The sequence below is a fragment of the Bradyrhizobium canariense genome, assembly GCF_900105125.1.
GTDB classification, from domain to species: domain Bacteria; phylum Pseudomonadota; class Alphaproteobacteria; order Rhizobiales; family Xanthobacteraceae; genus Bradyrhizobium; species Bradyrhizobium canariense_A.
The window spans coordinates 7,466,230-7,480,228 of the sequence record NZ_LT629750.1 but is presented as its reverse complement, the minus strand read 5'-3'; the positions used below and the strand labels follow the sequence as shown (position 1 = coordinate 7,480,228).

The following is a 13,999-nucleotide window of genomic DNA, read 5'->3' as shown; positions in this document are numbered from 1 at the left end:
GGCCATCGATCTTGCAAACAGAAAAAACAGAACTTAGTGTTCTCATAATTCGAACAGAGGCCGGTCATGTTCAATCCGCTGAAGTACTTCGTTGAAGTCGCCCGTTCGGGATCGATCCGCGGGGCATCGGAGCGGCTCCACGTGGCCGCCTCGGCCATCAGTCGTCACATCCAGATTTCCGAGGAAGATGCCGGCACGCCGTTGTTCGAACGACATGCGCGCGGGATGGGACTGACCGCGGCCGGAGAGATCTACCTGCGCTATGCGCAAAGCGTGCTGGCGGAAGGCGACAATACGCAACTCGAGATCGATGCGCTGAAGGGAATAAAGCGCGGACATATCCGCATCTGCAGCATCGAGGGAATCATAGCGGGTCCGCTGTTCGATGTGCTGCTGGGCTTTCGTCGGAAATTTCCCGAGATTACTTACAGCGTAAGATCGATGGGCACCCATACGGTGATGCAGGCGGTGCGCGACGGCGAAGCGGACATCGGTATCGCCTTTCAATCGCTGCCGGTCGCGGGCGTCCGTATCGCGCTTCGGATTCCGGATCCTCTCAACCTGATCTGCACCCGACGACATCCGTTGGCCAAAAGCCGGGTTTTGACCTTACGGGAGATTGCCAAGTACCCGCTGGCGCTTCCTGAGCGCACTTTTGGCATTCGACAGGTCATGGATGCGGCCTGTCATGTCGACCAGTTGCGCGTCAACATCGCACTGGAGACGAATTCCATCGAAGCCATGCGTGCGTTTGCACGTGCAGGATCGGGCGTCACCATCCTGCCTTCCCTCGCCGCCAAATCGGATATCGAGGCCAAGCGGGTCGTCGCCATTCCCGTGTCGGATCCGATGCTGTCCGCATCGTCAGTCGACATCTGCACGCGCGAGGGCCGTGTATTGCCCGGCGTGGTTTCGGAATTTCTCGACACTATCCATGCCGGCTTCAAGGTAGCCTCGCAGGGTTCGCGGCGATAAGTTTTCGCTTTGAGCAAGTGCAACCGAGACCGCGATCCCTGAGGCGAACAAAAGTTGAGAGCTGCGCGCGAGACCCGCTCTTGAAAGCGTATCTTTCCTCCGGAAAACCACAACGCCGCCCAAGCGGAGTATGATCGCTCGGCCGCTCCTCGTTTCGCTAGGTCGACTTAGCCCGGCTGGTTGTGGTCGCGCTGGCGTTTGGGGTGCATATTCCCAGCGCAAGTCGCATTTGACCCGCGTCCGTGATCGCTACGTTTTCCGAGGCTTCCTGCGAGGATTCCTGCGAGGATTCCTGAATGTAGCCGAGTTCAAGCAGGTGGTCGCGATGGTCCTTTGATATAGGCCGTTTTTTACCGTCCCTGATTGCTTCAAGGGCACTAAATTCCGCGGTGGTGAGATATTCGTCAAGTCGCACCATCAAAGCAATATGCGCCGCGAGCCGTCCGTTTTCCAGTCAGCAAGGCTGCCACAATCAAAGCTTGGGCACATCGGCTGGTAGCCCAGTGAGAGACTGGAACTCCCGACGTCCTGCTTCCCGGGAGATAGCCGGAGCGAACGGCGGGTTTGAACCTTGAGCGTGTCGCGCCGACTCACTTACGGCGGGCAATCTCTGGGAGGGTGTTATGAACCACTGGGATGACTCCATGGTCGGCAGACCCGAAACGAACGGGCCGGGCTATGTGACCGGCTGGACCGTCAGCGGATTGGCGGTGCTCGGAGCCATTGTGGCGGTTTGGCTTCTTGGAATTTAATCCGCGCCCTTATCCTCGGCCTCAACCTGCCCGACGCCAATGCTGAGTTGGGACGGTGCGCTGGTGACATTGGGAGCGTGAGATGGCCCGTTCCCGAACCTGCCTTGATGACCGAATTGAGAATGCGCCGAGCGCGACGTTCAGGCAACCCGGCAATCCGCGTCCGATCAGGGCGTCAGTTTGGGCGCATCGATGGACGGCCCCGCCGCAGCCGCCTGCTCCAATGCCGGAAGCGATCGAGATACAGATAGACAACGGGTGTGGTGTAGAGGGTCAGGATCTGGCTGAGAACCAGCCCGCCAGCGATCGCGATGCCGAGCGGCTGCCGGAACTCGCTGCCTTCGCCCATCCCGACGATCAGCGGCACCGCGCCGAGCAAGGACGCCATGGTGGTCATCATGATCGGCCGGAAGCGCAGCAGGCAGGCTTCGTAGATTGCATCGGCCGGTGACAGACCGCGCAAGCGCTCGGCGTCGAGCGCGAAATCGATCATCATGATCGCGTTCTTTTTCACGATCCCGACCAGCAGGATCACCCCAATCATCGCAATGATGTCGAACTCGGTGTGAAACAGCATCAGCGCCAGAATCGCACCGACACCGGCCGAAGGCAGCGTGGACAGGATCGTCAGCGGATGGACAAAGCTCTCATAGAGCATCCCGAGCGAGATATAGATCGTCGCGAGCGCCCCAAGAACAAGAAATGGCTCACTGCTCATCGATTCCTGAAAGTACTTGGCGGCGCCTGCGAATGAGCCGACGACCGTCCGGGGAACCTCGATCCGGCGCATGGTCGCCTCGATCGTCGCAACCGCCGTGCTCAGCGAGACGCCGGGCGGGAGATTGAACGAGATCGTGTTCGCGACCAGGCCGTCCTGATGGTTGACCACGAGCAATGTCTGGCCTTGCCCGAACCTGGCGACGCTCGACAGCGGAATCATTCGCTCTTCGCTGGTGCTGACCGCTGTCCCGGTCGACGACCCGCTTTTGCCGGTGGCGCCGATCGAGTTGGTCGCAAGATTTCGGACCGCACTGGCCGCAACCGAATTCACCGACTCGGCGTTTGCCGACGACACGACGGTGCCGGGCACGGCATTGGTAGTTTGCGAGCCGCTTGCCGATCCACCAGAGGTGCTGACATAGACATCCTTTAGCGTCTGCGGATTCTGCCAGTACTCGGGCGCCACCTCCATGATCACGTGGTACTGGTTGCGCGCCACATAGATCGTCGAGACCTGCCGCTGACCGAAGGCATCGTAGAGCGTGTTGTCAATCTGGCTGATCGTGATCCCGAGCCGCGCGGCGGCATCGCGGTCGATAACCAGATTGGCCTGGAGGCCCTTGTCCTGCTGGTCACTGCTGACGTCGACGAGGGCCGGCGCGGTCTGAAGCGCAGCGACGATCTTCTGCGTCCATTCATTCAGCTCTTCGAACGTCGATCCCTGCAGCGTGTACTGATACTGTGCGCTGCTCGATCGTCCGCCGCCGCCGAGATCTCCCACCGCCTGCAGGAAAAGCGTGGCACCCGGCACCGCGGTGAGCTTGCTCCGCAGCCGGCCGATCACCTGATCGGCGGACAGCTTGCGGTCGCGAAGCGGCTTCAAGGAGACGAACACGGTGCCGGAATTAGTCGAGCCCCCGCCCGGCCCCACGCCGCCACCGGTGAAGCCGACGGCGGTATCGACCGCCGGATCGTCTCTGACGATGCCGACGAGTTGGGTGAGCTTTCGCTGCATCAGTTGAAATGAGATGCTTTGATCGGCCTGGATCGAGCCGACCAACAGCCCGGTGTCCTGTTGCGGGACGAAGCCCTTCGGAACGACCCCGTAGAGATAGAAATTCAGGCCGAGGACCGTAGCCAGAGCCAGCATCACCGAGCGCGGGTGACGCAGCGCAACGGTCAGCGTCCGCCGATAGCCGCTCAGCATCGCCTCGAAGATGCGTTCGCTCACACGATAGACCCGTCCGTGCGGCCGGCCGCGCTCGCCGCGCAGCAGCACCGCACACATCATCGGCGTTGTGGTCAGCGAAACCACCAGCGAGATCACGATGGCAACGGTGATCGTCACGGCGAATTCACGGAACAGCCGACCGACGAGGCCGCCCATCAGCAGGATCGGGACAAATACGGCGATCAGCGAAACACTCATCGACAGCACCGTGAAGCCGACCTCCCTGGCCCCCTCCAGCGCGGCCTCCAGCGCCGACTTTCCTGCATCCAGATGGCGGGAAATGTTTTCCAGCACGACAATGGCGTCATCGACGACGAATCCGGTCGCGACCGTGAGCGCCATCAGCGAAAAGATGTTGAGGCTGTATCCGAGCAGATACATGACCGCAAAGGTCGCGATCAGGGATACCGACACCGCAACCACCGGCACCAGCGTCGCCCGCCCGCTGCGCAGAAATGCAAACACCACGAGGATGACCAGAATCACGGCGATGATGAGCGTGATTTCGACGTCCCGCAGCGAGGCCCGGATCGTGATCGAGCGATCAACTGCGAGATTGATGTCGATCGCGGGCGAGACCGATGCCCGCAATTGCGGCATCAGCGACTTCACGCGATCGACCATCCCGATGATGTTGCTGCCTGGCTGCCGGTATACGATCATCATGACCGCCAGCTTGCCGTTGGAAAGACCGAGATTGCGCAGGTTCTCGACGGAATCGAGCACCTCGCCGACGTCCGTCAGCCGCACCGCGGCGCCGTTGCGATAAGCGACCACCAGCGGTTTGTAGTCCGCCGCCTTTGTGGCCTGGTCGTTGGAATAGATCTGATAGCGCTGGTCTCCGGCGTCGATGCCCCCCTTCGGACTGTGGGCATTGGCGCTGCCGAGCGCAGCGCGGATGTCTTCCAGGCCGATGCCGTATTTGTAGAGCGCTTGCGGCGTGAGCTCGACGCGCACGGCCGGCAGCGATCCACCGCTGACGCTGACCTCGCCGACGCCTTCGACCTGCGACAGCTTCTGCGCCAGCACGGTCGAAGCGGCGTCATAAAGTTCGGCGGGCGTCAGCGTATTCGATGTCAGCGTATAAATGAGGATCGGTGCCGAGGCAGGATTGAACTTGCGGTAGGTGGGATTGCTCCGTAACGCGGTCGGCAAATCGGCGCGCGACGCGTTGATCGCCGCCTGGACGTCGCGCGCGGCGCCGTTGATGTTGCGATTGATGCCGAACTGCAGATTGATGCGCGCGGAGCCGAGCGAACTCGATGATGTCATCTCGGTGACATCGGCGATCTGGCCGAGATGGCGTTCCAGCGGACTCGCAACCGTGGTCGCTACATCTTCGGGGCTTGCACCTGGCAGGGTCGCTTGCACCGAAATGGTCGGGATATCCACATCGGGCAGCGGCGAGACCGGCAGCTTGAAAAACGCGACAACGCCGGCAGCGACCAACCCGAACGTCAGCAGCGTTGTAGCGACAGGCCTGCGGACGAACGGGCTTGACAGACTCATCAGTGAACTTGACCTCGTCCACCTTATACTGCCGTAACGTGATCCGTCCAAGGATCAGGGATTGCCGAGCCTCGCCCGCGTGCCTCCCAGCAGAAGCTGACCCAACGCAGGCTGCGCGCCCGCGAGTTCATAGTTCAGCCGCATTTGGCCACAAGACCAATAGCCTGCTGTTGCTCATAGCGGAACAGCGGCAGATGGGTATTCGAAATCCAGGAAAATCTCGCCGGTTGGGTCCTAATCCGCCTCCGACGGGATGACGTTTTGCGGTCTGTTGTCGATCAACACGGCTCGCATCGTCTCGGCGGATTTCCGCTTGATGTCCTCATACGCCTCCGGCGAGGCGAACGCGCTGTGCGGCGTGATGACGAGCCGGCCTTCCAGCCAGGGTTCGCGGGCGCGATAGGCGCGCAGCAGTTCAGGCAGCGGCTCGACCGGCGGTTCGACCGGAATCACGTCGAGACCCGCACCCGCGAGATGGCCGTTGCGCAGCCCCGCCTCGACCGCCGCAAGATCAAGCACCGGGCCACGCGCGGTGTTGACGATCACCGCGCCTTGCGGCAGCAGCGCGATTTCACCGGTGCCGACCATGCCACGGGTCTCGCGCGTCAGCGGCACGTGCAGCGAGAGGATGTCGCTCTGGCGCAGCAGATCCGCCAGCGTCGCGGCGCGCGACAGGCCGAGCGCCAGTTCGACGCCGTTCGGCAGATGCGGATCGAAGAATACGACGCGGCAGCCGAACGCCTTGAAACGAAGCGCGGCGGCGGTGCCGATGCGGCCGAGGCCGACAATGCCGACGACCATGGATGACAGACGGCGCACCAGCGGATCGTCGATCGGCGTCCAGGCGGCGCTTGCCGCGCGTCGTTGCGCCTCGTGGTGCAGCAGCACGCCGCGCCGCAGCGTCATCGCCAGCGCAACGGCATGATCGGCGACTTCCGTCGTGCCATAGTCCGGACAGTTGCAGACCGTGATCCCCCGCCGCGCCGCCTCGGCGCGGTCGATACGGTCATAGCCGACACCCATCCGAACCACGACTTTCAGCTTCGGAAACCGCGCCATCTGTTCGGCCGGGAAGAAGTGCCGGAACAGCATCAGGCCGTCGGCACGCGCGCAATCGGCGTTGTCGAGATCGGCCAGCGCGCCGACATCGCGGCGGATGATCTCGACGTCCGGCCCGAACAGGCCGCGCTCATAGGCAATGTCGGTGAAAGCAGCTTCCGGATAGAGAATCGTCGTCATGATCTGACTTTACCGGATGACCCTACTTGGATTCCAGTAGTTCGATCAGGACACCAAAGGGATCGCGCAGATAGAGGCCGCGGATGCCCGCGGCGGCGCCCTCGGTGATCGTGGTGATGCGTCCCGCGAGCTTGCCACCGCCGGCAAGAATGCGCTCCACCGTGGCATCCAGATCCTGCACCTTGAAGCAGACGTGGCCGGTGCCGGCATTATTGGCCCTCGGTTCGCCAGCCGCGCCACCGGCCGCCCCGAACTCGATGAATTCGAGGTGGGTGCCGTGTCCGAATAGATGCGCGATCTTGAGTTCGGCGCCGGGCACCCCGGTGAACGGCGCGACCCAATCGCCCTTGCGCTCGACGCTCGGTTTGGGGTCGAAACCCATCACCTCTGACCAGAAGCGGACCGAGCCTTCCAGCGACGGCGTGATGAAACCGGTGTGATCGAAAACGACTTTTTCCATAGTTCTTCCTCGATATAAGCGCGGGCGCGGATCAGGCGCGGAGCTTGGTGTTGCTATCCGCGACCTTAATGCCCTTGAAGCCGCGGCAGGCCTCCTTGAGCGCCTGCTCGATTGGAATCCGCTCGATGCTGGAGGCGGCGACGAAGCCGACGGCACCGGTCCTGAGATTAGCAAGTTCGGCGTCGGCCATGTTCGACAATGGGCCGCCATGCGACAGCAGGATCACGTCGGAATTGGCCCTCCGAACTGCGTCGAAAATGCCGTTCAGCATGTCAAAGGCCTTCTCGAGCGCCATCGCATTGGTCGAACCGACGTCGCCGCCGACCGTGAGGCCGCAATGACCGACGATCACGTCGCAGCCGGCATCAACCATCTGCAGCGCGTCCTCCGGCTTGTAGACATAGGACATGGTCAGCATGTCGTCGGCGCGGGCGCGGCGCACCATCTCGACCTCGCGGCCGAAGCCCAGCCCGGCCGCCTCAAGGTCGAGGCGATATTGCCCGTCGATGCGGCCAACGGTCGGGAAGTTGATGACGCCGGAGAAGCCGGCACGGCGCATGTCCTCGAACAACATGCCCATGTCGCGGGTCGGATCGACGCCATAGACGCCGCCGATCACCGGCACGTCGCGCGTCACGGGAATCACCGACTTCGCGCCGAGTTCGAGCATGATCTCGTTGGCGTTGCCGATCGGCAGGTTGCCGAGCATGCTGGGATGACCGTTAAGGCGGAAATAGCCGGAATTATAGACCACAATCAGATCGGCGCCCGCGTCCTCCGCGCAACGCGCCACCAGGCCGTTGCCGGCGCCGACGACGAGGAGCGACTTTTTCGCCTCGATCTGCGCCTTCAGGCGGGTGAGAACTTCGTTTCGCTTGAATCTGCGGCTCATGGTGCCTCGAGACGGTTCGAACTGGAAATCATCGCGGTCAACAGCGCCGTGGCACGGTCGATCACGGCGCGGTCGTTGATGTGGGCGTCGATGCGCTCGAGCGGGATGGCCGGGTCGAGCTTTGCGGCCAGCGCCGCGCAGAAGGCTGCATCCGCATCCGGGTCGAAGAACGGGCCGCCCACGATGTCGTAGGCCGAAAACCCGCGTAGCGGCAGCACCACGGCGACCGGCCCTCGCGCACGATTAAGTTTTGCGGCGATGAACTCGCCGATGGCAGCGTTTTCTTCCGCCGTGGTGCGCAACAGCGTGGCGTGCGGCGTATGGGAGGTGAAAATGCGGCCCTTGAACCGTTCCGGCACGGTTGCGGGAGGGCCGAAATTCACCATGTCGATAGCGCCGGGCAGCACGACCTGCGGCACGCCGGTCTCGGCCGCTGCCGACAGCCGGTTCGGACCCGCGCTACAGATTCCGCCGACGAGTTCATCAGCGACTTCCGTCGTGGTGAGATCGAGCACGCCCTGGATCCGCCCTTCGCGCACGAAGGCCTCCATCGCCTCGCCGCCGATCCCGCGGGCATGGAACGCGAGCACATCATAGTCGCCGATCAACTTGTCATGCGCGATCATCGCGCCTTCGGTGGTCGAGCCGAAGGTCGTCATGCCGATGCAGGGCCGGCCTACGCCAACGGCCGCGGCTGGCGGCGCGGCGACCAGTGCGCAAAACGCCGTCACCGCCCGCACCAGTACATCCTCGAGGAAGGCGTTGAGGCCGAGGATATCGACGACGGAATGCACCAGCATCACGTCCTTGATGCCGACGAACGGCCGCGTGTTGCCGCAGGCGACCGTCGAAACCAGCATCTTCGGCACGCCGAACGGAAGCTGCGCGAACGCGGCGGAGGCCAGCGCGGCATTGGTGCCGCCGCCGAGGCCGAAATAGCCGGCGACCTGTCCCTGGCTCAGCAGATTGCGCAGGATGGCCTCAAGGCCCCGGATCATCGTCGGGATCGCGCTGGCGCGGTCGCGCGACGCGCGCATGGCCGCGAGATCGCCGCCGCCGGCACGGGCGACGTCAGCGCGCGTGAAACTCGCCGCGGTCCCCGCCTCGCCGAGAATGCCGCAATCGATCACCGTCACGCCGACGCCGCGCCGCTCGAACTCGCGGCGCACGAAGGCAACCTCGACACCTTTGGTATCGAGGGTCGCCGCGATGACCACCGTCGGCCGGCTGTCCGTCATCGCCGCCTCCGCTGCATCGTGTCGCTGGCGATCGAATCGTTACGCAAAGGAGCCTTCCCTGGCCGCGCGCCAGTCTTTCTTGATGTGCTCGGGAATTTCGATCTTGACGACCCGCTCCTCGAGGCCGGCGCGCACCAGCCCGTCGAGCGTAAAGCTGTTCACCACGGACTCGACCAGCAGCGGCTGCGAGTGCTTCGCCTGACCGGCGACGACTTTCGCGAAATTCTCCAGCTGCGGCCGATAGGCGTGAAACGACGGCAGGTCGTCCTGCACCGGCAGCGGCGACTTCACTGCGTGCGTATGCTCGCGGATATGCGAGAATTTCAGTGCCTCGATCTCGACCACGGTGCCGTCACCCGGCATCGTGAACGGCGTCGCCAGCCGATAGATGCGGTTGGCGCAGGTGACCTGCACCTCCTGGCCGAATACCGCCGTGTTGCTGCTTTCGATCAGAGCGACGCGGCCGTTCTCGTAAGTGACTTCGCCGTAGAGGCGGGTGATGGTGCCGAGCTTCTCGCTCACCGCCACGGTCGCGGCGACCTTTACCGGCAGCGCCTGCGCGTAGCGCGCGCAGATGTTTACGGGATAGCAGGTGCGGTCATACGGCACCGAGCCGCCGGTTTCCTTGCGCTGACGCCAGGTCAGCTGGGTGCCCTCCGGCTCCGGCAGGAACATATGGAAGCTTGCGCGCACGGAATCGATCGCGCCGCTGACATCGCGATGAACCAGTTCGTCGAGCTTCGCGATCGCGGGATGGTGCGTGTACATGAAGCCTTCGACGATGGTGACGCCGTGCTTCTTCGCCAGATCGTAGATCTCGACGGCTTCCGCACCGGTCAGCGCCATCGCCTTTTCGCAGAGGATGAAGCGCGCCCCCGCCTTGATCGCGGTCTCGATCTGCTCGCGGTGCTGTGCCGGCCAGGTCGCGAACACCACGCCGTCGAGCTGCTCCTTCTTAAGCATCTCGGCATAGTCGGTGTAGAAGGAGTTGCTGCCATAGGTGGTCGCAAAATTGCGCGCCGCATCCTCGTTGACGTCCGTGCAGGCCGAGAAACGCAAGCCCTTGCCGATGCGCTGCGCGGCGATGCCGTGCGCGTGGGAGATACGGCCGCAGCCGACGATGCCTAGTCGCAGGTCCATTCAGTCCTCCTCGGGGCAGACGGCTCCACGATGGCCGCCGCTCGCAAATGTTGCCGGATGCGCAAGCCGCCTTGCCGTGCTCATCCTTTCGGGAATTTTCCCGTGACGATCCGTTCGCTCTTCAAGGGCTGGCGCGGCAGGAAAGACAGGCCCTCGCCGCGCGCGATGTGGTGCAGCCGGGCGAAGTTCAGCGCGTAGTCGCGCTCTTCGTAGAAGTGCTCGAGATAGCAGGTCATGTCGGAGTCGAGCGTCGTGATATGGCGCAGATAGGTCGCGATATCCATCGTGCCCTCGCCGAGCGGCACCTCGTTCCAGCGCAGGCCGAAATGCGCGCCTTCCCACTGGATGTCCTTGATGTGGACCGACACCACATCGTCCTTCAGCAGCGCGAAGGTTTTCTCGATCATCGCCGTCGTGTTGTAGAACGAAGCGTGGGAGATCATGTTGCCCTGATCCATGTGCAAACCGAAGCGCGGATGCCCGACCGAGACGATGAACTCCATGATGTCTTCCGGTTGGTAGAAAAACGTCGTGTACCAGGGCTCGATGCCGTATTTGGTGTTCTTGAGTTCGAGGCCGTCGAGGATGCGCAACACGATCTCGCGAAACTCGGCACGGCATTCCTTGGTAAAATTGTAGGCGTGCGGAAACAGCGGCCGGTCGGAAGCGTGCTTGGTGCCGACCAGCGTGTTGGCGGAGCGGATCCCGGCGATGTCGGCGTTGCGCAGCAAGCGCCGGAACCGCTCGATCCGGTTGGCGCGCAGCTCCTTGTCGTCGGTGAGGAAATTTTCCCACAGGCCGGTCTCGCCGACGACAAGGCCAAGTGCACGGGCGCGCTCGCCATAGGCGTAAGCCTCATCCTCGGTGAAATCGCCGAACGTCTTCGGCGCAATGATCGCGGACAGGCCGTAGACGTCGAGCGTCTCGGCCATCGCGTCGAGCTCCGCCAGCGATTGGGGGGCGAGGAAGATACAGCCGAGCCGCATGTCACAACATCTCCGAAGCGTTTCCGGACGCCTGCCTGACGGCGCGATCCGTATCGCGGCCATCCAGTCGGCGGCGCCGACGCCTCGCGCATGCTGCGGGAAATCTCGGGATCCCTTTCCGCGAGGCATCCAGGTCGACCTACGGCACATCGGCGAAGATGTCAACTAACTTGTAATTTTGGTTTCGGCGCGCAGGCCGGCATTTCCGGCCGCATATTGCGGCATTTTCGCATGGTCGGCCCCGATTGCGATTTAACTTATTGACATGCTGCTCACACTTGTCCAAGATTTTATTACATCTAGACTATCAAGTTAGCCGCAGTTGTCTGCCGAAGCGGCCAATGCATCCCGTCTTCGGCGACCAGAACACCCGGCGCCGGAGCCGATGCGCCAATCACACGCAGGGGGAACGCATGGCACCAGTCACCATCAAGGGCTTGAGAAAGCGCTTCGGCAGTTTCGAGGTGGTCAAGGGCATCGATATCGACATCGCCGACGGCCAGTTCGTCGTGCTGGTCGGTCCCTCCGGCTGCGGGAAATCCACGCTTTTGCGGATGCTGGCCGGCCTCGAGAACATCAGCGACGGCGAAATCAGGATCGGCAGCAAGGTCGTCAACGATCTGGCGCCGAAGGACCGCGACATCGCGATGGTGTTCCAGAACTACGCGCTCTATCCGCACATGAAGGTGGCGGACAATATGGGCTTCTCGTTGAAGCTCAAGAAGATGCCGCAGAGCGAGATCGGCCCGCGCGTGGATCGCGCGGCGGACGTGCTCGGCCTGCGGCAGTTGCTCGATCGCTATCCGCGCCAGCTCTCCGGCGGCCAGCGCCAGCGCGTCGCGATGGGCCGGGCCATCGTGCGCGCGCCGCAGGTATTCCTGTTCGACGAGCCGTTGTCCAACCTCGACGCCAAGCTGCGCGTCGCGATGCGCGCCGAGATCAAGGCGCTGCACCAGAAGCTCAAGACCACGACCGTCTACGTCACGCACGACCAGATCGAGGCGATGACGATGGCAGACAAGATCGTGGTGATGCGCGACGGCATCGTCGAACAGATCGGCACGCCGCTCGAGCTTTACGACCGGCCGGCCAACCTGTTCGTCGCGGGCTTCATCGGCTCGCCCGCGATGAACCAGATCGAGGGCACGGTGCGCGGCGGCATGTTCGAGGCCGCCGATGGCATCCGCCTGCCGCTGAGCGGCATCCCCGCCAATGCCGACGGCCGCCCCGCGATCTACGGCGCGCGCCCCGAGCATTTCATGCTGTCGGACAAGGGCCTGCCGGCCGAGGTCACGGTGGTCGAGCCGACCGGTTCGGAAACCCATGTGATGGCCAATCTCGGCACGACGCCCGTGGTCTGCGTATTCCGCGAGCGGATCAGCGCGGCGCCCGGCGACACCATCCGCATCGTGCCGACGCCCGAGGTCGCGCATCTGTTCGATGCCGGTTCCGGCCGCGCGATCCGCGCAGCCTGACCGGCCGAAACTTCGCGCCGCGCAACGACAAGACAAGAAAACATGAAGGAGGATACCATGACGAGATTTTCAAACCGCCCGCCGAAACTGTCGCGACGCACCTTCCTTGCCGCATCGGCCGGCGCTGCCGGCGCGCTCTATGCGCCCGCAATCAGGGCGCAGGGCGCCGTCACGCTGCGCCTGATGAACACCGAGACCGCGATCGCCAGCATCGAGACGCTGAAGAAGATCGTCGCCGACTACAAAACGCAGACCGGCGTCACCGTCCTGTTCGACAATGTGGCGCCCGCCGACGAATATCCGAAGCTGTCGAGCGGGATGCGCTCGGGCTCGCCCTACGACATGGCTGCGCTCGGCTTCATCGGCGACGTCATCCTGCTCGCGGACCAGAACCTGCTGGTGCCGATGAACGAGCTGGTCGACCAATATCAGTGGGGACCGAAGATCCTGTTTCCCTACAACGGCAACAAATACTGGCTACCCTACGATTACAATTTCTGCATGATCTACTACCGGAAGGATCTGTACCAGGCGAAGGGACTGAAGGTACCGAACGACTGGGCCGCGTACCGCGATAACGCCGAGAAGCTGAAGACCAGCGAGATGGCGGGCTGCTTCCATCCGACCGGCAACACCGGCGCGACGCAGTGGATGTCCACCGGCTTCCACTTCGCCGAAGGCGTCCAGTTCCTCGACGACAAGCTCGATATCGTGTTCGACAAGGGCGACAACGGCCAGAAGGCGATCGCCGCCCTCGACTATTTTACCTCGCTGTACCCAACCATGCCCGCCGGCATGGCACAGGCCAGCTGGGCGCAGTCACTCGGCCTGTTCTCGAGCTCGCAGGTCGCGCACGCCACCTATTCCGGCCGCCTCATCGAGGTGCTGGAGGACAAGGCGCCGGACATCGCCGCAAAGGTCGGCGCCTTCCCCTACATGGACAGCACCGGCAAGCAAAAGGCGGTCACCCATGGCTATGACGGCTTCGTGGTGATGAACACGCCGCGCGCCGAAGAGAGCATGAAGTTCATGACCTGGTTTGCGAAGGAAAAATATATCGACTGGCTCCATGCCGCGCCGGTGCATCAGCAGCCCTGCCGCCTCGACATCTATGACGACCCGCGCTGGCGCAGCCATCCGATGCTGCAGAAACACGCGGACCTCGTCGCCGAGATGCGCGGTTTCATCACCCGCCCGGACGTGACCATCGCTTCGATCGATACCCAGGGCCCGAGCGCCAATCTCAAGGCGGCCAAGGTGTTCGAGTCGCTGGCGTTCAACGAGATGCTGCAGAACGCCACGCTGAAGAAGATGCCCTCGGCCGAAGCGGTGGGCATCGCCGCCGAGAAGATGCGGCGCGCCACAGCGGCCTGATCGCGGCG

At 63.2% G+C, this 13,999-nt stretch carries 11 protein-coding genes; 4 read left to right on the top strand and 7 right to left on the bottom strand.

Annotation, left to right across the window (positions count from 1 at the left end):
* Positions 1–66 precede the first annotated feature (66 nt).
* Both BLV09_RS35295 and BLV09_RS38550 read left to right on the top strand, forming a co-directional pair.
* A complete protein-coding gene (locus BLV09_RS35295) occupies positions 67–975 on the top strand; it encodes a LysR family transcriptional regulator (RefSeq protein WP_100383211.1) in 909 nt (302 codons plus the stop codon).
* Between the two features lie 623 nt (positions 976–1,598).
* Positions 1,599–1,727: a hypothetical protein gene (locus tag BLV09_RS38550; protein WP_283806812.1), complete on the top strand. Its 129-nt coding sequence runs from the start codon at positions 1,599–1,601 to the stop codon at positions 1,725–1,727.
* A 175-nt stretch (positions 1,728–1,902) separates the two neighbouring features.
* Here BLV09_RS38550 and BLV09_RS35290 read toward each other — a convergent pair whose 3' ends face one another.
* The 7 genes from BLV09_RS35290 to BLV09_RS35260 form a co-directional block, all read right to left on the bottom strand.
* The gene (locus tag BLV09_RS35290; RefSeq protein ID WP_146690707.1) at positions 1,903–5,187 is read right to left on the bottom strand and encodes an efflux RND transporter permease subunit; all 3,285 of its coding nucleotides are present in this window, start codon (positions 5,185–5,187) and stop codon (positions 1,903–1,905) included.
* 234 nt (positions 5,188–5,421) lie between these two features.
* Entirely contained in the window at positions 5,422–6,426 is a 1,005-nt protein-coding gene (locus BLV09_RS35285) for a C-terminal binding protein (RefSeq protein ID WP_146690706.1), read from the bottom strand.
* A gap of 22 nt (positions 6,427–6,448) precedes the next feature.
* Positions 6,449–6,886, bottom strand: a complete 438-nt coding sequence (locus BLV09_RS35280) for a VOC family protein (protein ID WP_100383215.1) — start codon at positions 6,884–6,886, stop codon at positions 6,449–6,451.
* A gap of 31 nt (positions 6,887–6,917) precedes the next feature.
* A complete protein-coding gene (locus BLV09_RS35275; RefSeq protein ID WP_146690705.1) occupies positions 6,918–7,778 on the bottom strand; it encodes a phosphoenolpyruvate hydrolase family protein in 861 nt (286 codons plus the stop codon).
* Positions 7,775–9,016 (bottom strand): Tm-1-like ATP-binding domain-containing protein, encoded by a 1,242-nt coding sequence (locus BLV09_RS35270; RefSeq protein ID WP_146690704.1) that lies wholly within the window; start codon positions 9,014–9,016, stop codon positions 7,775–7,777. The genes BLV09_RS35275 and BLV09_RS35270 overlap by 4 nt, the downstream gene beginning before the upstream one ends.
* Before the next feature lie 39 nt (positions 9,017–9,055).
* Positions 9,056–10,156 carry a Gfo/Idh/MocA family protein gene (locus BLV09_RS35265; RefSeq protein ID WP_146690703.1) on the bottom strand — a complete coding sequence of 367 codons (1,101 nt, stop codon included), beginning with the start codon at positions 10,154–10,156 and terminating at the stop codon, positions 9,056–9,058.
* An 80-nt stretch (positions 10,157–10,236) separates the two neighbouring features.
* On the bottom strand, positions 10,237–11,142 hold the full coding sequence (locus BLV09_RS35260) for a sugar phosphate isomerase/epimerase family protein (protein ID WP_167559002.1): 906 nt from the start codon (positions 11,140–11,142) through the stop codon (positions 10,237–10,239).
* A 413-nt stretch (positions 11,143–11,555) separates the two neighbouring features.
* Here BLV09_RS35260 and BLV09_RS35255 point away from each other — a divergent pair, with 413 nt between their 5' ends.
* Together BLV09_RS35255 and BLV09_RS35250 are read left to right on the top strand one after the other, a co-directional pair.
* Positions 11,556–12,617, top strand: a complete 1,062-nt coding sequence (locus BLV09_RS35255) for an ABC transporter ATP-binding protein (protein WP_146690701.1) — start codon at positions 11,556–11,558, stop codon at positions 12,615–12,617.
* Between the two features lie 57 nt (positions 12,618–12,674).
* Positions 12,675–13,991 carry an ABC transporter substrate-binding protein gene (locus BLV09_RS35250; RefSeq protein WP_146690700.1) on the top strand — a complete coding sequence of 439 codons (1,317 nt, stop codon included), beginning with the start codon at positions 12,675–12,677 and terminating at the stop codon, positions 13,989–13,991.
* Positions 13,992–13,999: the final 8 nt, after the last annotated feature.